At 52.8% G+C, this 22,666-nt stretch carries 36 protein-coding genes; 5 read left to right on the top strand and 31 right to left on the bottom strand.

Features of this window, described 5'->3' with window-relative positions; all coding sequences use genetic code 11:
* Positions 1 to 3: 3 nt before the first annotated feature.
* The 14 genes from AB8W27_RS12045 to AB8W27_RS12110 form a co-directional block, all read right to left on the bottom strand.
* Positions 4 to 459, bottom strand: coding sequence for a phage tail tube protein (locus AB8W27_RS12045; protein WP_007760125.1), 456 nt, complete (start codon positions 457 to 459; stop codon positions 4 to 6).
* A gap of 46 nt (positions 460 to 505) precedes the next feature.
* Positions 506 to 835 (bottom strand): DUF3168 domain-containing protein, encoded by a 330-nt coding sequence (locus tag AB8W27_RS12050; protein WP_015740923.1) that lies wholly within the window; start codon positions 833 to 835, stop codon positions 506 to 508.
* Positions 832 to 1,281: an HK97-gp10 family putative phage morphogenesis protein gene (locus AB8W27_RS12055; protein ID WP_015740922.1), complete on the bottom strand. Its 450-nt coding sequence runs from the start codon at positions 1,279 to 1,281 to the stop codon at positions 832 to 834. Before AB8W27_RS12055 ends, AB8W27_RS12050 begins: the two co-directional genes overlap by 4 nt.
* Positions 1,278 to 1,619, bottom strand: a complete 342-nt coding sequence (locus AB8W27_RS12060) for a phage head closure protein (RefSeq protein WP_015740921.1) — start codon at positions 1,617 to 1,619, stop codon at positions 1,278 to 1,280. The genes AB8W27_RS12055 and AB8W27_RS12060 overlap by 4 nt, the downstream gene beginning before the upstream one ends.
* Positions 1,616 to 1,942, bottom strand: a complete 327-nt coding sequence (locus AB8W27_RS12065) for a head-tail connector protein (protein ID WP_015740920.1) — start codon at positions 1,940 to 1,942, stop codon at positions 1,616 to 1,618. Before AB8W27_RS12065 ends, AB8W27_RS12060 begins: the two co-directional genes overlap by 4 nt.
* A 9-nt stretch (positions 1,943 to 1,951) precedes the next feature.
* Positions 1,952 to 2,137: a hypothetical protein gene (locus tag AB8W27_RS12070; protein ID WP_015740919.1), complete on the bottom strand. Its 186-nt coding sequence runs from the start codon at positions 2,135 to 2,137 to the stop codon at positions 1,952 to 1,954.
* Between the two features lie 51 nt (positions 2,138 to 2,188).
* Entirely contained in the window at positions 2,189 to 3,409 is a 1,221-nt protein-coding gene (locus AB8W27_RS12075; RefSeq protein ID WP_015740918.1) for a phage major capsid protein, read from the bottom strand.
* A 13-nt stretch (positions 3,410 to 3,422) separates the two neighbouring features.
* A complete protein-coding gene (locus tag AB8W27_RS12080) occupies positions 3,423 to 4,277 on the bottom strand; it encodes a head maturation protease, ClpP-related (protein WP_015740917.1) in 855 nt (284 codons plus the stop codon).
* An 8-nt stretch (positions 4,278 to 4,285) separates the two neighbouring features.
* Positions 4,286 to 5,590, bottom strand: a complete 1,305-nt coding sequence (locus AB8W27_RS12085) for a phage portal protein (RefSeq protein WP_015740916.1) — start codon at positions 5,588 to 5,590, stop codon at positions 4,286 to 4,288.
* A complete protein-coding gene (locus AB8W27_RS12090; protein ID WP_015740915.1) occupies positions 5,590 to 7,347 on the bottom strand; it encodes a terminase large subunit in 1,758 nt (585 codons plus the stop codon). The genes AB8W27_RS12085 and AB8W27_RS12090 overlap by 1 nt, the downstream gene beginning before the upstream one ends.
* The gene (locus AB8W27_RS12095) at positions 7,347 to 7,820 is read right to left on the bottom strand and encodes a phage terminase small subunit P27 family (RefSeq protein WP_015740914.1); all 474 of its coding nucleotides are present in this window, start codon (positions 7,818 to 7,820) and stop codon (positions 7,347 to 7,349) included. The genes AB8W27_RS12090 and AB8W27_RS12095 overlap by 1 nt, the downstream gene beginning before the upstream one ends.
* 133 nt (positions 7,821 to 7,953) lie before the next feature.
* Positions 7,954 to 8,295: a hypothetical protein gene (locus AB8W27_RS12100; RefSeq protein WP_015740913.1), complete on the bottom strand. Its 342-nt coding sequence runs from the start codon at positions 8,293 to 8,295 to the stop codon at positions 7,954 to 7,956.
* A gap of 63 nt (positions 8,296 to 8,358) precedes the next feature.
* Entirely contained in the window at positions 8,359 to 8,712 is a 354-nt protein-coding gene (locus tag AB8W27_RS12105; RefSeq protein WP_041923455.1) for an HNH endonuclease, read from the bottom strand.
* Between the two features lie 123 nt (positions 8,713 to 8,835).
* Positions 8,836 to 9,378 carry a hypothetical protein gene (locus AB8W27_RS12110; protein WP_049787172.1) on the bottom strand — a complete coding sequence of 181 codons (543 nt, stop codon included), beginning with the start codon at positions 9,376 to 9,378 and terminating at the stop codon, positions 8,836 to 8,838.
* Positions 9,379 to 9,675: 297 nt separating this feature from the next.
* On the opposite strand from AB8W27_RS12110, the gene AB8W27_RS12115 reads away from it, so the two are divergent.
* Positions 9,676 to 10,089, top strand: a complete 414-nt coding sequence (locus AB8W27_RS12115; RefSeq protein WP_071820289.1) for a hypothetical protein — start codon at positions 9,676 to 9,678, stop codon at positions 10,087 to 10,089.
* 100 nt (positions 10,090 to 10,189) lie between these two features.
* Here AB8W27_RS12115 and AB8W27_RS12120 read toward each other — a convergent pair whose 3' ends face one another.
* The 10 genes from AB8W27_RS12120 to AB8W27_RS12165 all read right to left on the bottom strand — a co-directional run bounded on the left by AB8W27_RS12120 (position 10,190) and on the right by AB8W27_RS12165 (position 16,432).
* Positions 10,190 to 10,501, bottom strand: coding sequence for a hypothetical protein (locus AB8W27_RS12120; RefSeq protein WP_015740910.1), 312 nt, complete (start codon positions 10,499 to 10,501; stop codon positions 10,190 to 10,192).
* A 177-nt stretch (positions 10,502 to 10,678) separates the two neighbouring features.
* On the bottom strand, positions 10,679 to 11,143 hold the full coding sequence (locus AB8W27_RS12125; protein ID WP_015740908.1) for a lysis protein: 465 nt from the start codon (positions 11,141 to 11,143) through the stop codon (positions 10,679 to 10,681).
* Positions 11,143 to 11,766, bottom strand: a complete 624-nt coding sequence (locus AB8W27_RS12130) for a glycoside hydrolase family 19 protein (protein WP_041923454.1) — start codon at positions 11,764 to 11,766, stop codon at positions 11,143 to 11,145. The genes AB8W27_RS12125 and AB8W27_RS12130 overlap by 1 nt, the downstream gene beginning before the upstream one ends.
* Complete coding sequence (locus tag AB8W27_RS12135) at positions 11,763 to 12,047, bottom strand: phage holin family protein (protein WP_015740906.1); 285 nt, start codon at positions 12,045 to 12,047, stop codon at positions 11,763 to 11,765. Before AB8W27_RS12135 ends, AB8W27_RS12130 begins: the two co-directional genes overlap by 4 nt.
* A complete protein-coding gene (locus AB8W27_RS12140) occupies positions 12,034 to 12,414 on the bottom strand; it encodes a phage holin family protein (protein WP_015740905.1) in 381 nt (126 codons plus the stop codon). The genes AB8W27_RS12135 and AB8W27_RS12140 overlap by 14 nt, the downstream gene beginning before the upstream one ends.
* Before the next feature lie 122 nt (positions 12,415 to 12,536).
* Positions 12,537 to 13,262, bottom strand: coding sequence for a hypothetical protein (locus AB8W27_RS12145; RefSeq protein WP_015740904.1), 726 nt, complete (start codon positions 13,260 to 13,262; stop codon positions 12,537 to 12,539).
* A gap of 213 nt (positions 13,263 to 13,475) precedes the next feature.
* The gene (locus tag AB8W27_RS12150) at positions 13,476 to 14,306 is read right to left on the bottom strand and encodes an antitermination protein (RefSeq protein ID WP_015740902.1); all 831 of its coding nucleotides are present in this window, start codon (positions 14,304 to 14,306) and stop codon (positions 13,476 to 13,478) included.
* An 18-nt stretch (positions 14,307 to 14,324) separates the two neighbouring features.
* Positions 14,325 to 15,311, bottom strand: coding sequence for a DUF968 domain-containing protein (locus AB8W27_RS12155; RefSeq protein WP_041923453.1), 987 nt, complete (start codon positions 15,309 to 15,311; stop codon positions 14,325 to 14,327).
* Complete coding sequence (locus tag AB8W27_RS12160) at positions 15,308 to 16,033, bottom strand: phage regulatory protein/antirepressor Ant (protein ID WP_015740900.1); 726 nt, start codon at positions 16,031 to 16,033, stop codon at positions 15,308 to 15,310. The genes AB8W27_RS12155 and AB8W27_RS12160 overlap by 4 nt, the downstream gene beginning before the upstream one ends.
* Before the next feature lie 15 nt (positions 16,034 to 16,048).
* Positions 16,049 to 16,432: a RusA family crossover junction endodeoxyribonuclease gene (locus tag AB8W27_RS12165; protein WP_041924146.1), complete on the bottom strand. Its 384-nt coding sequence runs from the start codon at positions 16,430 to 16,432 to the stop codon at positions 16,049 to 16,051.
* A gap of 81 nt (positions 16,433 to 16,513) precedes the next feature.
* Between AB8W27_RS12165 and AB8W27_RS12170 the strand changes: the two genes are divergently transcribed.
* Positions 16,514 to 16,990, top strand: a complete 477-nt coding sequence (locus tag AB8W27_RS12170; protein WP_282914009.1) for a hypothetical protein — start codon at positions 16,514 to 16,516, stop codon at positions 16,988 to 16,990.
* 94 nt (positions 16,991 to 17,084) lie between these two features.
* Here AB8W27_RS12170 and AB8W27_RS12175 read toward each other — a convergent pair whose 3' ends face one another.
* From AB8W27_RS12175 to AB8W27_RS12205, 7 genes are all read right to left on the bottom strand, one after another.
* Positions 17,085 to 17,420, bottom strand: coding sequence for an Rrf2 family transcriptional regulator (locus AB8W27_RS12175; protein ID WP_015740897.1), 336 nt, complete (start codon positions 17,418 to 17,420; stop codon positions 17,085 to 17,087).
* Positions 17,417 to 18,595, bottom strand: a complete 1,179-nt coding sequence (locus AB8W27_RS12180) for a phage N-6-adenine-methyltransferase (protein WP_015740896.1) — start codon at positions 18,593 to 18,595, stop codon at positions 17,417 to 17,419. Before AB8W27_RS12180 ends, AB8W27_RS12175 begins: the two co-directional genes overlap by 4 nt.
* Positions 18,595 to 18,831 carry a PerC family transcriptional regulator gene (locus AB8W27_RS12185; protein WP_015740895.1) on the bottom strand — a complete coding sequence of 79 codons (237 nt, stop codon included), beginning with the start codon at positions 18,829 to 18,831 and terminating at the stop codon, positions 18,595 to 18,597. The genes AB8W27_RS12180 and AB8W27_RS12185 overlap by 1 nt, the downstream gene beginning before the upstream one ends.
* The gene (locus AB8W27_RS12190) at positions 18,828 to 19,724 is read right to left on the bottom strand and encodes a conserved phage C-terminal domain-containing protein (protein ID WP_015740894.1); all 897 of its coding nucleotides are present in this window, start codon (positions 19,722 to 19,724) and stop codon (positions 18,828 to 18,830) included. The genes AB8W27_RS12185 and AB8W27_RS12190 overlap by 4 nt, the downstream gene beginning before the upstream one ends.
* Complete coding sequence (locus AB8W27_RS12195; protein WP_015740893.1) at positions 19,721 to 19,888, bottom strand: DUF4222 domain-containing protein; 168 nt, start codon at positions 19,886 to 19,888, stop codon at positions 19,721 to 19,723. Before AB8W27_RS12195 ends, AB8W27_RS12190 begins: the two co-directional genes overlap by 4 nt.
* Positions 19,889 to 20,081: 193 nt before the next feature.
* A complete protein-coding gene (locus AB8W27_RS12200) occupies positions 20,082 to 20,618 on the bottom strand; it encodes a YmfL family putative regulatory protein (protein WP_015740892.1) in 537 nt (178 codons plus the stop codon).
* A gap of 30 nt (positions 20,619 to 20,648) precedes the next feature.
* A complete protein-coding gene (locus AB8W27_RS12205; RefSeq protein WP_015740891.1) occupies positions 20,649 to 20,906 on the bottom strand; it encodes a helix-turn-helix transcriptional regulator in 258 nt (85 codons plus the stop codon).
* 97 nt (positions 20,907 to 21,003) lie between these two features.
* Between AB8W27_RS12205 and AB8W27_RS12210 the strand changes: the two genes are divergently transcribed.
* The 3 genes from AB8W27_RS12210 to AB8W27_RS12220 all read left to right on the top strand — a co-directional run bounded on the left by AB8W27_RS12210 (position 21,004) and on the right by AB8W27_RS12220 (position 22,658).
* Positions 21,004 to 21,699, top strand: coding sequence for a helix-turn-helix transcriptional regulator (locus tag AB8W27_RS12210; protein WP_041924145.1), 696 nt, complete (start codon positions 21,004 to 21,006; stop codon positions 21,697 to 21,699).
* 378 nt (positions 21,700 to 22,077) lie between these two features.
* Entirely contained in the window at positions 22,078 to 22,470 is a 393-nt protein-coding gene (locus AB8W27_RS12215; protein ID WP_015740889.1) for a hypothetical protein, read from the top strand.
* Positions 22,467 to 22,658 (top strand): hypothetical protein, encoded by a 192-nt coding sequence (locus tag AB8W27_RS12220; RefSeq protein WP_015740888.1) that lies wholly within the window; start codon positions 22,467 to 22,469, stop codon positions 22,656 to 22,658. Before AB8W27_RS12215 ends, AB8W27_RS12220 begins: the two co-directional genes overlap by 4 nt.
* Positions 22,659 to 22,666 lie beyond the last annotated feature (8 nt).

Here is a 22,666-nt window from a genome sequence, read left to right on the forward strand (position 1 = left end):
TGATTAACCTGCCGCCGGGGCCGGTACGATCGGGACGGGTTTTCCTTTGATGCGAAGCGTAAACGACGCCGTCACCACCCCGGCCGTGCCCAGGCTCCAGCTGTTCTGGCGTACTTCTGCAAGGAACGCATAGCCATTACCGGAGGGGAAAATCACCTGAAACGCATGCAGTGCATCGGTATCGTAAGCGGTGCGAAGCGTGTTCTGACCTTCTTCATCGGCTGACCAGTTACCGGAAACCGTCATTTCCCCGGGCGCAGCCAGGCCATTCGTCATCTCCTGCTCGGTGGAGCAAAGGGTGGTGGTGTCGATATCCGATTTCTGCCCGCCGGTATAGCTGAGTTCTTTGGTCGAACAGTTAATGGACTGCCAGGTCGCACCGGTGGGATTAGGCACCGTTGCCGGATCGGCGGAAACGTTAATTTTCGTTCCCTGCGTTTTTTCGTACTTTGAGGACATAGAGAGCTCCGGATATAAAAAAGCCGCCCGGAGGCGGCAGAGTAGATTATTGCCAGATCTGAACTTCCAGCGTGGCGCGGTATAGCGCTGTATCAGGCTCGTAACCATTAATCTCGTTCAGACCAACTGGATGCAGATCAGCGAGAGCAGATTTAACTTGCTCGCGCAGCGCGCGGGCGTCGTCAATCGAGCTGGCCCAGGCATCCACTTGAACCGTGCAGGCGGTTTCTGCCGGTCCGTATAAAACATCCTCACTGGCAGACGAGGGCAGAAGAAAAACCACCCACGGCGCTGCTGTGCCCTGGGGAGCGACATACGGGAAAACATTGCAGCCTGCCAGTGCACTGAGTCGCGTATAGATATCAGCCTCCGTCATTTCGCCAGCACCTCATCGATCGCCTGATTCATCCGCCGCAGCGCCACCTGTGTGGCCTCTTCCTGGCGGGTATCGAAGGCCGGACGCACAAAAGGGTGCGCCGGCATAGCTGATGTGCCAAGCTCAACGAAGCGCCAGTAAAATGCGTTACGCGGATTGCTGACCTTCATGGTGCTGTCACTGTTACCTGTAACCGGATTGACGCCGCGGATATGTACCCCTGATGAAATTTCGCCGCGGCGACGCGCTTTCTTCGTCACGACCACAATATTTTTCTTCAGCTTGCCGGTTTTGACGGGGGCCCTTTTTTCGACCTCATCCTTCAGAACTTCGGCACCCGCTCGGGTTGCGTCACGTAATACCTTGTTATTTTCTGCCCTGCTGAGCGTTTCCAGATCCTTTGCAATGCCGGCCAGGCCTGAGAAATCAAGACTCGTTGAAATCACTGTTTAACCCCCTTCTCGCAGAGCAGTTCAAGTCTGGTGCCGTTCTCCGCAGAGATAGCCGAACTGATATCGTATATTTCACCGTTGCCGGTAGGCGGCAGGTGAACGGCGCGCCAGCCTGTCGTTACCGTAATACCCGGATACCGCCGCATCCAGATTCGGGTAGTGGTGCTGCTCAGCTCTGCGCCACCATCCATCATCTCCCGTCCCGATACATCCGCGACCTCTGCGCGTACCGAAGCAACTTCAACCCATCCTGTCGCCGGTTGCCCGGACGGTAGCCGCCCGGTCGCTGGTTTTTGCAGGCTTACCCTGTGCCGTAGTCTCCCCGCTTTCATATGCCATACACCCGGTAAGGTTGAAGAAGTGCTTCGGTGGAGAAGGCCAGCGCAGACGTAACGTTACCCACGTTGACGGCTTCCCGGTTTGAGTACCAGTGCCCGATAAGCATCAGCATGGCCATTTCGATATCGGCGTCATAGAGCAGCCGGTCAGGATCGGCCAGATAAGCAGTGTCATCCGCAGAATCATAAAGCCGGCGACGGGTCCACCTTTCCACATACCGCGCCGCGGCTTTTATGCTGATTTCTATCCATGCATCATCTTCAGTGAAATCCTGCTCGATGTTGCAATGATGCTTAACCTGCTCTTTGGTCAGCATTTGCGCCCCCTATTTGGCTTTGCCCTTTCCTTTCGGATCAGGGGCTTTTCCGGAATCTGCCTTTTTCTGGCCGGGCTCTTCTGCGTAACCGCGCTTAACAAGCTCGCGACCGTGCTGATCGAGCGTTTCGAATTCGGCACCTTCAGTCAGCACGTTGCCTTCAAAGTAAATGGGCTTGATAGCGATCAGCTTCATGACGCTCTCCTTCAGGGAAAAGAAAAGCGGCCCGGGAGCCGCTGCTAAGGGTTAAGCACCGCCACCGGCGACAGGCGCAGTAAACGCACCATAGATGAACGCCTCCGGGCGTTTCACCGCCAGCGCCAGGCGCTCTTCACAACGAATCGAGATCATGTTTTTCTCGAAGTCATCAGCGTTCTCGGTGGAGATCACCACGTTGGCGTCTTCCCGGTCGAAGAGCTGCGCCGCCGCGTTGAACGCGCCGGTCAGGAACTTGCCCTGGAACGCTGCCGTTTCGGTCGCCACCACCGGCAGGCCCCAGAGGGTCGGCCCGCTCAGCGCCGCCGGATTCGCCAGGATGTAGCGGCCCAGACTGTCTTTGGTAAGTTCAATCTTCGCCCAGTCGATGAAGTGCAGAACATGGCCGGACGCCGGGAAGCGCGCCAGCTGTGCCTGCAGCATCGCCAGTCGTAGCACGTCAATCCCGTTCTGTTTCTCGACTTCAAACGCGGCGCTGAAAGCGGACGCCTGCGGCACAATGCCTTTCAGATGTGCACCGGTGCCGTCGCCAAACAGGATTTCCTGTTCTTCGACATACTTCAGGCCATATCGCATTTCCGCATCAATCGTGGACTGCAGCTGCGCGAAGTCATCCAGGATCTGCTTGGACGCTTTGAACATGTGCGCAATTGTGGTCACCGGCGTGATCTGGGTGGCGAACTGGATATCGCTGTACGGCTTGGTGGTGCCTTCCGGTACCACTTTTGCCGCATTGGTAAAGCCCGTCTGCTGTACCCAGAAGATTGCCGGCGCAGCGGTGCGGCCCGGAGCGATCAAGTCGCGGATGAACAGGCGCTGCTTCGGCGCGGTGTCGATACCAGGCAGACGCTGCGGCTCCACCACACCAGTTGCCACGTCAGTAGAAATCAGCGCTGCATTTACCGGCACGCTCACGCGCTTGCCGCCCTCCACGCTGGCGGCGAAAGCTTTAAGCGCTTCGCTGCTGATAACGGTCTGGCCGACGGTTTCAACCACTTTTGCTGCATTCGCCAGGGGCATTTGTGCCACCTGTTGTTCCAGCTCGCCGAGCGCGGCCTTGAGTGTTTTTTCCGCCTCTTTCAGTGCGTTAAACTCTGACGCCATTTTGTCGACGGTTTCTTTAGTTTCTGCCGACAACTTGCCGGTTTTCTGGGCTTCTTTCAGCGCCTCTTCTGCTTTGGCGTTGAATTTGCCGGTGGCCTCTTCAATGCTGGCGCTGACTTTTTTCAGGATCTCGTTTACTTCAGACATAACTTCTCCATATTTACTGGGCAGCCGCTTTCAGTCCGCTAATGGCGGCTTCCAGACGGTCAATGGTTTCTTTTTCGATGGTGGCAGCGCCTGGCGTACCGTCAGGGATGGCAGCAGCGCCCGGCGTGCTGCCCGATAAGGCTTTAAGCAGTTTTCGGCGTTCAGACCGTGGCGTGTTTGCTTTCGCCAGTAACGCATCAAGCTTGCGCAGCGCGGCGGCTGGGCTTTCCTCGTCGTCGGCGATTTCGTCAGCAGACAGCAGGCTGTCAGCAAAGCCCTTTTCTACAGCTTCGCTGCCGCCAATATACGTTTCACTGTCCATCATTTTGTCGACGGTGGAGGCGTCGAGGCCGCTGCGCGCCTGGTAGATACCGCTCATGGCTTTATCAAACGGCGCCATGTCAGTGGCAATCTGCGCCAGGTCGTGACGGTTGCCCATCGCACAGACCCAGCAGTTGTGGATCATGAGGAACGCGCCGCGGCCTATCTGCACTTCATCGCCTGCCATTGCGATAATCGACGCCGCAGAGGCCGCCAGCCCCAGCACTTTCACGGTGACTTTGCCGTCGTACTCGCGAAGCAGGTTATAAATCGCCAGCCCTTCGAACATGTCGCCGCCGGGGCTGTTGATGTTGACCGTAACGTCTGCGCCATTAAGCGAACGAAGCGCACCAGCGATACGGCTCGCGGTGACGCCCTCGCCCCAGTAATCTGCGCCTATCACGTCAAAAATCGAGATACAGTTATCGCCGTCGCGCGCCGCACGGATGCTCCCGTTCCAGCGCTCCATTGCCGCAGCGGGAAGGTCTGGTTTTTCGCGCGCAAAAGGTCGCCCCTCCGGCGCCGCCGGAAGGCTTTTAATGGTCATGGATGCTCCTAAGCCGCCTGTTTCAGCGGGGACTGTTCGAAGGGAATGTCGGGGAAAACGTGACTGTGAAGCTGACGAAGCGCGGCGGCCTGCGCTACCGGGCTGTTCTTTTTGAGGTCCTCCAGCGGCGTTAGGTTCAGCTGTACCGTGTAAATATCACCACCCTCAATGGGAGGCAGATTTTCCAGCCGGCGCACATCGTTACGTGACATCCAGCCGTTCTGCAGCGCGCTGGTATAGTAGGCAGCGCGTCCTGCGCTGTCGGCACGAAGCAGCCCCTCGACAGAAAACTCGGCAAAGATGTCCTCTTCACCGTTCAGCAGGCAGCGGGAAATCTCCTGCTCAATATTGACCAGCAAAGGGCGCAGCGTATGGGTCAGAAACTGCAGGTTCATTCCCTCCAGGCTTGATGCCCAGCTGCTCTGCTTAGAGGTATGCCCGACCATAAACGGCGGCACGCGGAACCAGCGACAGATTTCCTCAATGCCAAAAGAGCGCGTCTCCAGCATCTGGGCCGCTTCCGGATTCATCGTGACGTTCTGATATTTCAGACCGCCTTCAAGCACCATAATTTTCCCGGCATTCTTTGAACTGGTGAACTGTGCCATGTAGCTGCGCAGCCGTTCTCGTTGCTCTTTATCCAGCGGCATATCTGCTGAGAGAAAACCCGAACTCTGCAGGCCGTTCTCAAATATTTTGGCCGCCGACTCCTCGACCGCCATTGCAGCCCCGATCACATCGCGTCCGGAACTCAGCGGCATCATGCCGCAGACCCCGTCAAGACCGAAGCCGCGAATGTGCATCAGGTTCTTTTCCGCAATGACACGCGCCGTACCGTTCTCGGTGTAGGTGTACTCAAGCCGGCCGGTATCGAGGCGTTTAACCACCATGTTCTGGGGAAGCAGCGGCACCAGCGAGACCAGTTTGTTGCCGATAAACAACTTTTCCACGAAGGCGTTACCACGAAGACAGATACTCGCCACCAGCATCAGCATAAACCGCGATGGCGTCATCTCCAGATTCGGCCGGCGACACAGTACCTGGTATACCTGATTCTGTTGCGCCAGCCTGCGCGATCCATCAGGCTGCCGCTCGTAAATCTTCAGCGGTAGCGTGGAGATTGACTCGCTCAGCAACCGGACACAGGCCCAGACCGCTGACAGCTGGATAGCCTTATTCGCAGTGACTACCTTCCCGCTGCTGCTCGTACCGTACCATTCCTGCCAGAACGTCCCGTTGGTCAGGCTGATGGGGACGCCCAGCCAGTTAAGCAAGGCGCTTTTCACCCTGCCTGGCTGCTTATTTTTCTTCATCAGAAACCTACCATGATGGGATTATCAAAGAAGCCGCTCAGGTCCTGCTGGTCATTACCACCGTTAACGAGCAAGCGACTCATCGCGGTGAACAGCGCAGCCGGACCATCAATCTTGGCCTCGGGTGTCGATTTGTTGGGAAAGATGTTGTCGTTACGATCTGGCTTCACCGTGACGTTAGACATCATCCAGTTCATCACGGGGTGATTGCTGTGGTGGAACCTGCCGCCGTACACCAGCGCCTCAACCTCTTTCATGGCTTCAGAGAAATTGCGCACCGTTTGCGGCACTTCCACAAGGGGTAAACCCTCTTCAGCAAGCGCCAGACTGAACTGCGTCGCGCTCCACGGATCGAAGCCTATTTCTTTCAGACTTTCCCCGCTGACCCACTGCTGTAGCTCTTCTTTTATCTGCGCATGATCGATAACGTCGCCATCCGTCAGGATAAGTTTGTCGAGCTCAGCCCACTTCCGGTAGAGCTCGGCCATCTGCCTCGAGCATTTTTCCAGCCGCCCCTCGGGCAGCCAGAATTTAAAGTCGGCGTGAACATGCCCGTCAGGCGATCGCCAGGCTTTTACCGCGGCGCAGATATCAATTTTGTTCGCCAGATCGACACCAACCCAAAGGGGATAAGTTTTCAGCTCATGTGCCGGTGCGATGAATTCGCATTTATCCCACTTCAGCATGTCCATCCAGGAGGACTCCGCCGTCACCCAGATATTCATATGTTTAGTGAAGAAATTAACGCGCGCTGATACCTGCTCTTTGGCTTTCTTCGCAAGGCGGCGTAAATCGTCCCAGCGCTTGCAGATCCCCAGTCCGGGATTTGCCTTTTGCCAGACCGCTTCGTCGAACGGATCGTCGCCGTCGTCCAGCGTGTAGATGATGGCGAAAAAGGTATCGTCCTTAACGGCACCTTCCACCTCACTGTTAAAACCGCGCAGCACCTTAATGGCGTAATCGCGAAGCTCGTAGCAGATGCCTTCTTTGTTAAAGCCCGCGGTGGTGATACCAAACAGCAGGGACTGCAGGCGCGCGCCGGTCGCCGTTTCCAGAACGTCCCATACGTCACGGGTTTTATGGGCGTGCAGCTCGTCAACAATGCCGCAGTGGATATTCAGGCCATCCAGGTTGTTAGCGTCACTAGAAAGCGGCTCAAATTTAGAGGCGCTTTGCTCCTGATAAATAGCCAGCTTGTTGAACTCGAACAGGCGCCCAAGCGTCGATTTCGCTTTTTTCACCATATTTTTGGCATCTTCGAAAACGATGCGCGCCTGGTCGCGGGTTGTGGCCGCAGAGTAGACCTCGGCCCCACCCTCGCCATCCGCGCCCGTCATGTACAGGCCAACACCGGAAGAAAGCGTGGATTTGGCGTTCTTACGGGCCACCTCGTTGTAAGCAGTACGGAACCGCCGCACCATTACCGGGCGGCCGCTGCCATCATTCCGCAGCACCACCCCGCCGGTTTCCTCATCAACCAGCGGAATAACGAAACCGTAAATATTGATAAGGATGAAAACATGCCAGTCCATCAGGGCGATCGGCTGCCCGGCCTGAGCGCCTTTCACATGCGGGATGAACTTATAAAAATTCAGGATGTGCTGGGCGCGGGGCTCGCTGAAGAAAATACTCCGCGCCTCGCCGTTTTGCAGATCGTCCAGAAAACGCTGGCAGGCCAGCCGGACATATTCACAGGCAATAATCTCCCCCGCCACGACGCGCTCGGCGTAGCGAATACCATCGGCAACCTTAGCCATTAATCCCTCGCTTTCATAAACTCAGCCAGCGGATCAACCGCGTCCGGCGTCTTGGCGCTGACCTTTGACCGACTGGCTGGCGTCATCCCGAACTCAGCCAGCATGGCGCGCAGCCGCTTCCAGGCATCTGCCTTCATCATTGCTGCCGGATGCGCCTTAATCAGTACATCCCCCGTCTGCGTTTCAGTGCGGTATGTATACCCCTCGATGTCCAGCGTATCGCAGTGGTGGCGGTACTCGGTATAAGCCTCAACCAGCAATTCGAGCGCGCGGGCGTCCAGCTGAGAAATGACGCCAACGGCATCCAGTTCTTCGGCCATTCGCTTAAACCAGTACTTCGCCTGTTTGTCGAAATGCTTTGGAGTTGGGGGTACCCCTGCAGGGGGTTGTGGCTCGTCTTTATTAATCGGGCGTTTTGATGGGTTACCCCTCACCAAACGCAGATGGGTCGGGGTTTTCGGTGGTCCGGACATAATCGAAAACTCCTATTAATCATCGAGTGGGGGACCCCATAAAAAGTTTTCTAACCTGCGGCGGTGTGAAAAAGGGTTAGGCGGCGGTACTTAGCAGGCAGGGCCCTGAACTTTCGACCCGCCCTCATTAGGCTTATAAGGTCTCAGTAAGTGTAAAGATGGCAATAATAACTGCGCCAGAACAACTTAATACTGTGACCAAAGCAATGATGGACACATGTAAGCCAGCCCAAAAGCCTTTCTTATCAATCCTAAACTTCCTACATTCTTCTATGACATTTTTAATCCAATATCCAAGAAGAGCCATTGCGCAAAGTCCATAAATAATAGCCATGGGAACCCCAACACCGGGATAGCCTTTCTTATCTGCCAAAATAACAATGAATGTCATGGCGGCGATTAATGTGACGTAACTGGCCGTGTTGTTAACCATCTGAGTCATAAAGGCTGCGGCTTCACCTCTTTGCAAAGACATGCTTTTCTCCTGTTTTAGTAAATGAACGAGAATCGTTGTTCAATTACTAAAAAAAGAAAACTATCAAATTTTGGTATTTTCTCTGCCGGTTTTACGTTTATGGCATGGCCAGCACAGCGCCTGAAGGTTGCTGTCGTTGTCTGTGCCGCCATGAGCTTTCGGGATGATATGGTCGACGGTTTCAGCCGGGCGCGGCCTGCCATTGCGCAGACATTCTTGGCAGATGTGCCTGTCACGTTTAAGGATGCGGGCACGGATGACGTCCCATTTACTACCGTAACCGCGTTGGTGGCGGCTCAGCCCTCGCTGGTGTTGCTGCCAGCCTTCATTACGGTGAGCCTCGCAGTAACCCGAACGGTCTGTTGTAGTACCGGGGCATCCGCGCTTGCGGCAAGCTCGAGGGATGACGGATGGCATACTGGAAGCTCCAATAAAAAAGCCACCAGCGAATGCCAGTGGCTCACGACTGAAAAAGTATTTTAATGCGCAGGCGAAACGCACCAGGAAAGTTACTTGAGCGACCCTGTCAAAACAGGTTATTCACATATATTGAAGAATTTTTTCTTTTATTCTTTTATCTACTTTTAATCGAAGCTTCTCTCCAGTTGAAAGTGCAATAATGCAACGGAGTTTTTTAGGGTGTGAATCAACTTTTTTCAGACGCACTGCCATTCTTCGGAACCATGAATCATCGTCATCAAGCATGATACGATAGTTAGCTTCATCTCCATTCTCCAATCTAATAGGGAGCGGATCTGATTCTGCGTTTCTAAAGAATTGTTGCAGTTCATTTCCGCCGCCAACATCCCATAAGATCGCTCTGATTCTGATTGCATGCATTGATCGATTAACTACCGTTACGCCTACTATCCTCCTATCGTCGTCTTCAGTAATAATGTATGCCGTTCTAACTTTCCCACCAATAAAAGCCTTGCGGTCTCTTAATGCGATGTAAAGAGAAGTGATAACAGCGAAGAAAGTTGCCATTCCAGAAAAGCATGTCCCAATCATGGACCAATACGCCCATTCTGCGGAGTCTTTCGCCGCTTGTAGCATAGTTAAAGCTATAACTTTTTCGTCCATACCATCCTCACCTTTTTTGGTGAGTATATTCCATTGCATTATCACAGGCACTCAGTGAATGCCTGCTGTAATGCCTTAGCAGACAGCGCCTAATGCACAATACGCCCACATTATCGCCTCCTGCATATTGATGCCTGAGATAGCCAGGCAACTTGTTGCTATCCGGCTTTTTCCCTCATATAAAACCAACAGCGAGTAATGCCACTCACGGCATAGCAAACATGACGAACCACGGACTTAGAGGTAACATTGTTTTCGATACGTTAACGGGTTCGACACAAAGTCCTAGGGAGTCACATGAAATTCACCAGCATTACACTGGTAGCACTGGCACTTACTGCTTGTTCAAACACACCTGTCCCTACCAACATGGCGAAAGAAGTTAAAGGTAGCCAGGTATTAACCAGTAAATACTCTACAGCAGCTTCCGAAAGTGGCACTGTCATCATTAAAAGAGATTCTGGAAAGATGGGCAGTATTTGCACTGTACATGTTTTTATAGATGGTACTCCCTTAGCCAAGCTTGAGTCAGAAGAAAAGATTACAGCCTACTTACTGCCAGGCAGTCACATCGTGAGCGCCGATCCTAAAGGTGCATGTACTGGAGGTTTAAGCGAGCAATCTATAACAATAACCGCAGGCTCAACCCAAGTTTATCGAGCAAGTTTTTCTAGTGCCGGTGATTTCAGTCTATCCCCCACAGCATTTTAAAAAAGGTTGCCATTACGTTTTACCTAACTCGTAATGGCATACGCCCCACAAAATAATGCCCAAACATCAAATTTTTAAATTCAGAAAGATTTCCTTTAAGTCATCCTTTCAGGATTTTATAGGTGTAAGGTGCTACTTTTTTAATCACTATAAAATCGCCGTTTTTTAAGTCATTATCATCAAGAAATGACTTAACGACCCGCTTGCTTCGGCACCGAAATATATTTTTGTCTGATACGATATCATCCATTATGCATGGGCCTTCCCCATACTGAACTTGTGCAAGCTTCAAAGCTCTCTCAGATTTATTCTTTCCACCAAAGATAGCTGGCTCAAAGATATCTAAGGCCTGAGTCAACAAAATGTAATCTCGTGACGCATTTGTTACAAATGGGATTCTGCGGCTTGTCATAAAGCACTCCTCTCAAACATAAAAGGTGCATTGTTTCAGGCTGAAATAGGCTTTTCCACATTTTAAATATCTTTTAAAACATTAAGTTACGCAGTTCAAATTCAAAGTGGCGAAACCCGTCAAACTTGCGCAACAGCGAAGAACCAACTATCGACTTTTGTCGCAAATTACTTTTCTTCATTTTAAACACTGTGAGTTCACGTAGCCTTGTAAGCCTGTCAATTGTTTGGTGACGGTTTCGATTCGCTTTCTGAGGGTGAAATAATCCCGTTCAGCGGTGTGAGTAAGTCGGGGGCCGGTGCCATCATCCACGCGGGTGGTGCCGGGCGCTCCGTTCGCGGGACAGGTGGCGTTGAGCTGCAACCGCTTACGACCAGCAGCAACATCGTGCTCAAGCTGAGCAATATTTTCTTGGGCATCAGCCAACTCCTTCGTGTATTTGTCATCGAGCGCAGCCACGTCGTGCTGACGGCGCTGCATAATCTCAATGTCATCTTTAGCCAGTTTTAATTCATGATTAACTTTGGTTAAAGATGCCTCGGCTTTGGTGAGCGACGCCCGGTAATAAAGTGCGAATCCAACAGCAGTCAGGAAGAGTAACGGCTTCCACCATGCCCGGGAAAAGCCCCATAGCGCAGCCATCAGAGCACCCGGCGCGCTGCCGCATAGCGGGACTGTCTGTCTTCCATCCCGTTCTGCCCACCGTTAATGATCTGCGTGACGCGCAGCAAATCGCCCGGATATTTCAGACAGCCTTTGCTGGCATAGAACCATGCCGCAGAGCGCGCTGCGGTGGCGTCTTCGGAAAGCAGTTCCGGCGTGCTCACAAGGTCGAGTTTCAGCACGGCACCGCAGTCGCGGTAATTCTCGAGCCCGGTAATCTGGATTAAGCCGCGTCCGCGATATTTCCAGCCATCACCCGAGGCGTTATTACCGAGGCGGTTGCTATAAACCAGATTGGCTATCGCGCGCTGACGCTCAAGAGGCAGCACCTTTTCATACGTGCGGCGGCCCAGCATGTTGGCCTGATCCTGAGTTAACCGGCCAGCCCGGATAAAACCGTTCAGCCCCGCGATGCTGTAATTGAAGCTCTCCACCAGCCTGGTAAAGCCGGTGCTTTCATGACTGACCTGCGCGATAAACATCGCCTGATCGCACGGTGCAGTGATGCCGTACTCGCGCATCGCCGCATCAATGTGCGGGAACCAGCGCGCAGCTAAGCTGGCGCTTAAACCAGCCGCCTGCTGAAATTGTTGTTGGTTCATTCGGGCCTCAGTACCTGAAAAAGGCGCGCCACGTTGCCCCGGGCACGGAACACGGCGGCGCAGATGATTAAGTTGATGATGACCGACGCCCAGTGTGTGTGGACGTAAAAGTCGAAGGCGTAGCGAAACGGCACAGAGGCATACGCCAGGATAATCAGGTATGCCAGCCACGATGCCCACCAGTTATGTTTGCCATCCGGCTTATGGAACATCATCAAGCGCAGAACAATCGCGGTACACGTCACAACGTTGGTCAGCACCAGAGGATCACTTATTACCATTGGTTCCTCCTCTCCACCTCTGCAACAGCGACAGCGGATCCTGCTCACTGAAAAAGGTGAGCGTCTTGATAGCCAGAGCAGAAAGGAGCACCGCGCCAAGCGCATCAAGTGGCTTATCGTTGTACTGGGTTACGCTTGCGAGCATGGAACCAACCAGCCCTGAACCGTACACCCCGGCAAAGTAGGAAACGATGAAGTATGCAGAGCGGCGAAAAATAGTCAGGTCTGCTGCTGTGGCCACGTAGAAGACGGCACCAGCGAACGCGCCGAATACGACACCATAATCAGTGCCGGTCAGCAGCCCGTACAGGCTGGCACCAGTTAACGCACTCGCAGCTGCAACAGACCCGGATACAGGTTCGGACATTTAGCCCCCTCGTCATTGCTGTGGATCCTCTCAGATGAGGGGAATAAAAAAGCCTCCATAAGGAGGCTCAATAATTAAGCAAAATCAAAGAATGAATATTAATTAAAAACCCCTAGAAAAAATCATTCTCCATTCTTCACTCTTTTCCATTCAGTTTTCAAGCAGCGCTTCATGGTTTTTATATAAGCCAATTTAGTTTTATCGTATATCTTCCAAGATTCGCCATGCTTCCTGAAAAGGGTATGCTTAAAGTCATCCTCATTAATTACGTTAACGATTCTATTCATCGCAACAAAAATTGCTCTTGATGTAAGTTCATTAGGATTTAACATCAACTCAATATTGGTTTTAACTTTTATTATTTCCCTTTTGATTTCGTATGTCCGATCTCTGTACATACGCGTCGCTTCATCCTGTGCGCTAAAGCGGTCTAACCTTCTAAAAGCCTTATAATAAAAGTATCTTGTACTTATGAAATCTTCGCAAAGGGAAATAAAGTCAGATGTTAAATCTCGTACATTATTAATCCATCCCTGACGGTTATTTGAAAGCACCTGTGCATTGAAAGATAGTGTGGAGACTTTTAGTTGAGTATTGATAGTTGCTTCTAAATCTTCCTTTTGCTGCAGTCTTAATTTTTCTGAATAAATATCGTTCTTTCGTATGCTGTAAAAAGCAATTAATGCAGGAATTAATGCCCCAACAAAAGCGGCTAATATAGTACCGACAACATTATCCCAGCCAAATCCTGTATTCACAGAAATCTCTGGAACTTTGCTTACACTTAAGATACCGCTATCAAGAAATGTTGTTTCAGATAATGGATATGGAATACCTAACCACGACATATAGCCTCCTTTTTGGGAAGCATACCAGCAGAAAACACCGCTGAGTAGAGGTTATTAAAAATCCATTAGCGTAAATAATGCATGGCCATAGCTTGAAGCTGCAAAAAGTAAAACCCGCTCGCTGGCGGGTTTATTAACTATGAACATACAATGCCCATCGTTAACATCAAAATTACACAAAAACGGCAAGAATGCAAGCATTGTGTTGCTAAATTATGCGATATTACTCGAACTTTGCATTCCGGTTACACGCCGTAACTGTGCATCTGAATAGCTTTCTTCCTGAAAGCATCGCGTTACAAGACTTTCATAGAACGGCTTCCAGCTGTAACGCCAGGTCCGTTCGGGAAGTCCTGGTAACAGCGCGAGAACACCGCGATAGGCTACCGACGATCTTGGCCTGCTATAGCCACGCCCTTCACAGCGAGCGCACTCTTTGTAAACCGGCACACCTTGGAACTCAGTGGCCTTGCGGTCCAGTGTCTTACCTGTACCACCGCACTGACAGCGCTTACTGATTTTTCCTTTGCCGCCACATTTTGGGCACAGGCAGTGATTCACGTCATCCACCTGCCGGAAGCGCTCAAAATCGGAAGGGGACTGTCCAGACTTTTTCACCCAGTCCGGCAGCCGCATCGTGTAGTGACTTTTCGTTATTTTGCTGGTGGTGGTGATCAGCCCCTTCCCTGTGCATTTCGAACAATCGACACTGTCGGCGGCTGAAGAGGCGTAATCGTTATAAGCGTATTTAGCCAGCTGCAACATACAGAGAGGAAGTTTCTTCCCGGCAGCGCGGCGGATAGCCAGCGGCACGCGTTCTTTCGCATATTCTGCCAGCCAGCGGATAGCGGCCTCTTTATCCTGTATGCTTACGCCAGCTTTACCCAGGAACATAGCCAGGCCAATCCCCGCTTCTGCCTGAGTCATACCCAGCGCGGCCATAACATCAGTAACAGCTAACTGCTCGCTTGCTGTAGCGCACGGGCTGTCGGAAATATGCATCCCTTTCGGGGCGAAAAATTTAATGATGCCATCTAAGTTCATGCGGTGGTCTCCACTCCACTACGCCAGAACGCCGATTGCCAGCGCCCTGTCTAAAAAACGAAAAATAAGCTCAAGCTGTGAGCCATATTTTTCTTCGAATGCCACGGTGTCCCGATGGAGCTCGTCGTGATGCCTTCTGCACAAAGGCAATACGAAAAGGTCATGGGCTTTAGTACCCATCCCGCCCTGCCCGTGGCCGATCAGGTGGTGGGGATCGTCTGCTCGCTGGTTGCAGCATGCGCAAGACTGCTGCTTAACCCAGCGGGTGTATTTCTCGTTTTCCCAGCGGCGGCGCTTTGGCCGCAGCATATAACTTTCAGGTGACTCAGGGTCGATCGTCAGCGCAACCACCCGCGGCTGTTGTTCCTGCGGCTTGTCGCAGTTCATTAACGTCTTCACGGCACCAGCACGCTGTGCTTTCGTCTGTACTATTTCCGCCGCCGACGGTCCCGGAACAATATCGCTTTCACGCGACACGCCCTGCACTGGCAAAGGCGGAAGGCGCAGCGCGCGGCGCGCCACACTGTCCGGCAGCGCATCAGTGATATCCATCCTGACAGCCCACCAGCATAATTCCGGCAGAGTCAGCTCGTGGGTATCGTCAAAGGCAAGGGCACCGCGCGCGACGCTGATAATCCAGGCTATCACATTGGAACGGGCAATTGCTGACAGACGCTCAGTAAAATGTTCGGCCAGCTGATTATCACAGTGCCAGCACAGACGCAGCGCGCCGGGCTCATGCCGCATCGTGGTCAGCTCATGGTGATGGTACTTACTGTGCGGCCACTGGCAGCCGCCCTGCTGCTTCATCAGCCAGTGCTCCAGCCCATTGATGCCGCCAACAGCCCGGATCACCCTCTCATCAGTAAAGAAGACCTGCAGTCCTTCGTCATCAGCCAGAGGCTGGTGCGCCGGCGGCACCACGCCGCTCGGGAACCGTGCCATGCTTTCTGGCTGCACCTCCACCAGCACGCGCGCTATTTCCGGTGTTAACAGAGCTCTCACGCTGCGTTCCCCTTCGCTACATGCTCAGCCCACAGCCCACCTATCCACTTAACACCCTTCGCTGTGAAACGCGCCTGGCTGAACGCGTGGTTGGATGTTGTGGAGGTACCCGTTTTCACCTCGAACCGTCCGGCATCAATATGCTGGTGGCGCGGCGTCAGCACCCCGCCGAGGCGGTACATAATCTCGTTGTCGATCAGGAACAGGCGGAAATCCGTCTCTTTGGCTTTTAACAGCTTTGCCACCTGACGGAATGAGAGCGAACCGCTGGCGGAGCAGTAGCGATCCACAAACTCCACCTTTGGCGCCGCGGCGGCAAGTTCCTGTGTAAGTCTTTCCTTTTGCTCGGCCAGATCCGCAGCAAGGCGCAGTGCCTCCGGTAGCGACCGCGGCACGCTCATCTGCTGCCCGCTTTCCAGTTCCTGCCAGCGATCAACCAGACGCGCGGTAAACTCCGGGCATAGCTGCGCCACGATGACATAGCTGTCACGCTTGTTAACCAGGTAGTGATGGTATTCCTGCCTGTTCTGCGGATGGGTGTACGGCAATGCCGTATACCCATCAATGACGCTCTTCTTTATTAACCGCTCAATGGCGGTGCACACGTCGGTATGACGTGAACCTACAAGCGAGGCTATTTCCCGGCTGGACATAAAAATCTCCTGACCTGCCAGCGCCGCATGATGCCTGGGGCAAAATGAAATCGGGTTTATCTGGTTCATACGTTTCTCCATCTCTCAGGCGGCTGCACCCGCCACAAAGTTACTGATCGTTATTTCCACCTTCCCTTTGCTGGTTACCGGGCCCCATTCCACCAGCATCTTTTTCACCTGGCTGTCGTCCTCCCAGACATGGGCCAGCGTCAGCGCATCGAAAAGTGCCTTCAGATAGTTATCCAGATCGCGGCGTTTCCGGTCAGGCGGATAAAGCACCACCTCCACCGCCAGCAGGCTGGTGACAGGCTTGGGTATGCGCCGCAGTTGCTCAACAACTGCCGCTGCGGCATTGCTCTGATATTTGCGCCCGTCGGCGCTGACAAGGTGACGGCCTTTTAGCGGCCCCTTAGTCGGGGCGCGCCAGTAACTGTTAACACTGGGAGGGAATGGCAAAACCAGTTTCATGCGCATAATTCCCCCTTGCCAAAAACACTAAAAAAGACTAATTTAACTAAATTAATCAATATTGAGTGAGATTTAACTAAAATGCACATTACCGAAAAAATCACAGAGGCTAAAAATTTTCTTGAGGCAGCAGCATTCCACGTTTCCTCTGGCCGGGAATTACCGGAAGCGCACAGAAACATTGTTAAAGCTTTAGTCTCGCTTGAGGAGTTAGAAAGAATGTTTGCTAAAGGCACCACTCCCGTGCAGGACGAACTGCAGGAAGCCTTCAAAGTTGCACGTCGTCTTAAGCTCTGGGCTAAGCGTCCTGAACAAATGAACACCAGAATCCTGAAAGCATTCCTTAAACTTTCCGATGAGACGGATCGCAAAGTATCTGAAGCACAACTTAAACAAGAGGTTGGCGAAGACAACTTCGACATTAATTTCGTACAGATGAAAAACATCGCCGAAAAGAACCACGGTAAAGTCTTTGATGTTAATGGCAGTGAAGTTTCAATCTGGCCGCCTGTCGCTGCTGCTGTTGAAGAGTTTCGTCGCACTGTATTCAGTAAATGACATCTTTTTGAACACGCTTTTGTGCCTCCGGGAATATGAGGGCTATTTCCCGGGAGCATAACGGCTTCGGTGTTACTGAGGCTGGACAGAAAAGTTATTTGCACTGCTCGCTCTCCATTTTATGCAGGAAAGAAATTGCCCGTTCACGTGCATCAGATTCACGTTCAACCATGGCGCGCAGCAGAGAAACGGCCTCATCTTCTTTGGCGATGCCGTTGAGGGTGATGCCGCGGGCGACGCCCCTTGATACCGATATAACTCCCTTCTTCTCCAGCTTACGCAGCATATCGGTCGCAGCGTTGGGTGAAGCGGCCCCCATAAGCTGGGCCACTTCTTTCTGTGTCGGCGGGTAACCGTTTCGTCTCTGGAAATCCGCGAGCATATTCAGCACCTCCTGCTGGCGGGCGGTTAAAGCAGAGGCAGAATTCATGCCGTTTTCTCCCGCGCGCCAGCCATTTCGCGAATGGAGGCTCTAAGCTGCCGAATGTTCCGCCAGTGCGTGGTGTCAATTGCCCCGACAACCAGCAGAACCTCATCCATCGCCAGGCCATGCTGCTCTTCAGCTTCGCGAGCGACCGTCGCAAGCCGTTCGTGCATGTCTTTCCGCTCCGCATCGTCCTGAAAGACAAAATCATGGAGGGCCATAAAAGCACGCAGCTTCACGCCGTTGTGATGCTCTTTAATCAGCGACTGCGCGCGCGAAATGACATCTGCGGTCACCGTCACCAACATCGGGCTTTCCACAGAATCGGCTGCCCAGCTGTGAGCAAAGCGGGATTCATGAAAGGCATACGTCTCTTTGCTGCCGAACGCCGCGCATGCACAGGCCCATACTTCAACGCCACTTCGCTCCAGGATGTCGGCTGCGGTCAGTGGCAACTCTGTTTCAGCAGCCTGCAGTTGCGGCTCAGTTTCTGAATGCAGATCTGTTTCATCCTCATCGGGTTCCGGGCGGTTACTCATCAGCAGGCGTTCAGCCTGACGGCGTATCTGTGCAATAAACGCGTCGCCGTGCGCTTCCAGCTCGTTACGGCTGATGTAGCTCATTGCCGGGCCGCGCCAGGTCCTATCGAATACCGCAATGGCACCCGCAAAAAACGCGCCGGACGGGATCTGCTTTTCGTCTTTAGGGACAAACCATGACGGAAGATCGAAACCGATACGGCCACGGATAAAGGCGATGTGATCCGCGTCTTCCGGCCACCAGACTTCGCTGGTGGCCGCCTTAATCAAAAAGACGTACCGCCCGCCTTTTTCCCGCATCTCGCTGGCATGCTGCATGATGTAACGCATGCCGGTGATGTACTCCCCGTCGTGCCTGGACGCGCGGCTGTACGGCGGGTTGCCAAACGCGGCGCCGTTGAGCTCGGCCAGACGCGCGGACCAGTCCTGCGTCAGCGCGTTATCTTCGGCGGTGTAATAAGCCTCACATTTGGCGTTCTCGCCATCAGAGAACAGGTCCAGTACGAGCGGGCCGAACATGGCGTTGATGCCCCAAAAAATATTGTCCGGCGTGCGCCACTGATCGCCGACTTCCTTAAGTTCGTGAGCCGGTTTGCTGCGCAGCGCTGCCAGCGCCTGGCTGTAAGCATTCAACGGGTGCATCACTGTTCCCCCACATAGTTACCGGCCAGATAGCAACGGCCTTCCACGTAACCAACGCGGTTGCTCATCTTCAGGCACTGGGTACGCTTCTTCGCCAGCCGTTCGCGGTCCCGGTTACTCTTCGAAGCATCGAATGCAGCCAGGTAAACATGTGCGGCGCGGCGCCATAAATTCTGCCTTTCAAGCTGGCAGGCCATCTCTTCGAAAACTTCGTGTTTCAGCTTCTCTTTTTTCATGATCTGAACCCCTCCGGAACCTGGCTGTAATCAACACCGGCATAGCTGGCTTTAAATGCGCTGTCGTCGCGCTGCACACTGCGCTGCTTCCACTGCTGGCGGGGCGGGCGTCCGCGCTCTTTCCAGCGGGTAGCGCTCAGCAGGTAGCCTTCAAGCTTGCCCGGGACGAACAGCGTCTGCGGGCGCATGTAGTCGTACATTTCCGTGTCGTGCCAGTGCTCGTGCTTGTAGTCGACAACGAGCTGCAGGTCGTCCACCGAATGACCTTCGCGCAGCCGGGCCCGGATGTTCTCCAGTGAGGATTTCGAGTTCTGGTAACGCGCGCCGGTGACCAGATTCAGGTGCTTCAGCACAGCAATCGCTTTATCGGTGATCAGCTGCTCAGCGTCGGGTTGCCGGGCAACCTGACAAGAAGGTTTTTTATCTGATGGTTCTTGTTTTGAATTTACTGACGGATCGTGTCCAGATTCTGGACCCTGAGAAGCCCCGGTTTTGCGGTTTTCCGGACGTTCAGATTCTGGACGTCCAGCTTCTGAACCTTCGGATTCTGAACGTCCAGATTCTGAATGTTCAGAAACTGGACCCTGAGAATAAGCACCGGCAGCCGCCTGGCGCAGGCGCGGCACGTTCAGCGTGTAGATGTTGGTACCGCTGCGCTGGCCCTGACGGCGTTCTTTACGGGTCAGCCATCCGTCACGCTCAAGCTCACCAACTGCGGTAATAACGGTGCTGCGACCGGCGCCAATCTGGCGCGCGATGGTGTCGATGCTGGGCCAGCTGATACCTTCATCGCTGGAAAAATCAGCCAGGCGCGCCAGAATCAGCAGCTTCGTGCCTTTGATTCCGGCACTCGCGCAGCCATCCCACACGTAGGCTGATAACTTAACGCTCATGCATCCACCCTTTTGAACTTCTCGCGGAACCGCTCAACAGGCCGCATGCAGTCGTGCGGGTAACCCTCGCGCCGGAAGATAACCTGTCGCTTTTCGGGGTCGTAACCGGTGACGTGGACTTCAGTTCCCCGCCAGTCGCGGTATCGTCTGTTGAGTTCCTGCACGCGAAAGCCTCCGCCTGGCGCTTAAACTCCTCTACCATCTGCTGAACGAGCTGGTAGCTGACGGGCACACAGTGGCCTGATACTCTCACTGCATACTGGTACTGCACCGGACCGGCTCCGCCCGGTACCGGCAGCGCAATAAGTTGCGACCTGCGGTAACGTGTTGTTAAACTGTTCATGCGTAGTTTCTCCACTATTGAAAAGACGCGCCCGACGCCTCGAGCTGCACACTCGGGGCGTCACCTTTTCTGGTGCTCATAAATACTTCTACTGCCTGGTCTGAAACCCCATACAGCGCCATAAAGCCCATGAATCCGTGGAACTGGTGGCGAATAGTCTTGCGAAACAGCTCAGAGAGCTTTTTGCGTTCATGACGGTCAATTACCCCATCTTCAGCCGCTTCAATCTGCGCCTGCGCCAGCTGGCCTTTCGCCGCGCTGGTTTTCATGTCGATCGCGAACAGGTCCACGTTGTCCATGCTTTCCGGCTTCGGAACGTCCACCAGCAGTTTGCCGACGCGCGCCGCGGCATATTCCGCCAGCATTGATATGCCGGACAGGTCCTCCATGCGCTCAAGTTCGGCCAGCGTGAAGAAGCGGCTGCCGCATTTCTGGTACATGTGGTTATGAAAGGTGTCGATGCTCATGCCGAGATCGGCAGCCATCCCGAGACGACCGGCGGGATGCGCCTTACACATCGCGCTGATTGCTGCTTTGATGTTGTCTACCATTTTGTTTGTCCTTTGGTAGTTACCGGTTGATTAATTTGCCGCTAAATTGGCGATGCCAGTTTTAGCTGCCTCTTGTTCGGTTGTCTGATAACGGCTGGGGTAAAGAATCTGCATTTCGTCTATTTCCCCGGCGTAGAACTTCACAAGCCTTTCAGCTAACTCAACGGAGGGGACTTGTTCACAACGCTCGATGCGACTGAGCGTGGCGGGGTCAACCTGAACACCGCCAGCAACATGAGATAATGTATAGCCGTGCGAATTGCGCAATTTTCTTAGTGGGGATTGCATAACACCTCCTTTATTTGCGTATTACGCATGTTATTGCATGTTGTTAACTTGCGCAAGTTGCTTTGCATGACACGCAAAAAGGACATGTAATATGCGCATGAACATAGGAAATCGAGTTAGACAGCTTCGCCTGGCGAAGAATATGAAAATTGCTGAATTAGCTGACGCCGTTGAGGTGGATGCAGCGAATATTTCTCGTCTTGAAACAGGTAAACAAAAGCAATTTACAGAACAGACACTTAATCGATTAGCGCATGCTTTAGGCGTTACTGTTGCTGACCTCTTTACCTCGACCGACAATGCGACTACTGTATATAAAAACAGTAAGCCAGATTCCGCAATCGGAGAGGGTACCGATGTGTTTAGAGTCGAAGTTCTTGATGCCAGCGCAAGTGCTGGTATGGGTTATATACAAGGAAGTGATGTGATCGATGTTATCCAGGCCATTGAATATAACCACGAAAAAGCTTTAGCAATGTTTGGTGGTAGATCCGCTGGAAACGTTAAAGTGATTAACGTTCGTGGCGATAGCATGTCGCCCACCATTGAGCCTGGTGACTTAGTTTTCGTTGATGTCTCAGTTAATGAATTTGATGGTGACGGCATCTACACTTTTGGCTTTGACGGCAAAATTTACGCCAAACGGCTTCAAATGATTCCTGACCAACTTCTTGTTATATCTGACAATCCTAAGTATCGGGAATGGAGTATAGACAAGAGCAATGAGCATCGTTTTTACATTTATGGGAAGGTTTTGATAAGCCAATCGCAAGCGTTTAAAAGGCACGGCTAACCCGTATTACATGAAAATAGGTCGCTTAAGCGGCCTTTTTTTTGCACCTTTGTTTGCACATCACGCAACTAAAACTTGCGTTTATCGCAACTTTGGATTATTTTCTATACGTCGTGAGCAAGCAAACAGATTACGCAACACACAAGAGCATCACCGAGCGACGGGCTCATAACCCAATCCACCCGGGCGGAAATCCTAACCGAAGATGCTCTTCTGTGTTGTGTGGAGAAACTACCCGGCGGCCAGTGCAGATGGCCGCCCCCTTTCACGGGAGTGAATAAAACCTGTTTAAACAGACTTACCCCATTTCGCATGGGTAGGGTTGCTATAACCAAAAGACAGCGCGGTGCAGCGCAAAGTTAAGTGGAGGAACACGCATTGAATTACAAAAAAATTAAGGAGCTCGCGAAATCGGGCCACCAGCTGGTGGTGCTTTTGGGCACGCAGAACGGCATGTATGAGGCCGCCTCTCTTGTTCAGAGTATGGCAGGACAGCTCGATATCTTAGGTGCAGTGTTAAACGAAAAGACGAAGCTATGCGAAGCTTTGGTGGTGGAGAACTCTTATCTACTGCCGGAAACTGCCAGCGAGCTGTCGCAAGGTATCAGAAATGCGCTCGATGCCTGCTCTGACTATCTGGATACTGACTGCGTAATGGATAGATTGAGTATCAGTTATGAAGAAGCTGAGCTGCGTACAGCTGGTGCATTTGAATTGCATGTTGCACTAGAAGCATTGGCAAATTCACTGAGCGAATGCGGTGCCGCATGAATAAACAAACAGATTACCGTGCCATCGTTGAGCGCATCGCCGTGATTCTGCATGGCAGCATTACTGATGTAGACCTTCTGACCGTTACAGTACGGGCGATGAAAGATCGTATCGAGAAGCTGGAGCAGCAGCACCAGATGGTGAATGAATACGACCGCACAGCGCCAAATAAGCCTACCATTTTATGAGGTGAATG

It is taken from the genome of Cronobacter turicensis, from assembly GCF_041222865.1.
GTDB classification, from domain to species: domain Bacteria; phylum Pseudomonadota; class Gammaproteobacteria; order Enterobacterales; family Enterobacteriaceae; genus Cronobacter; species Cronobacter turicensis.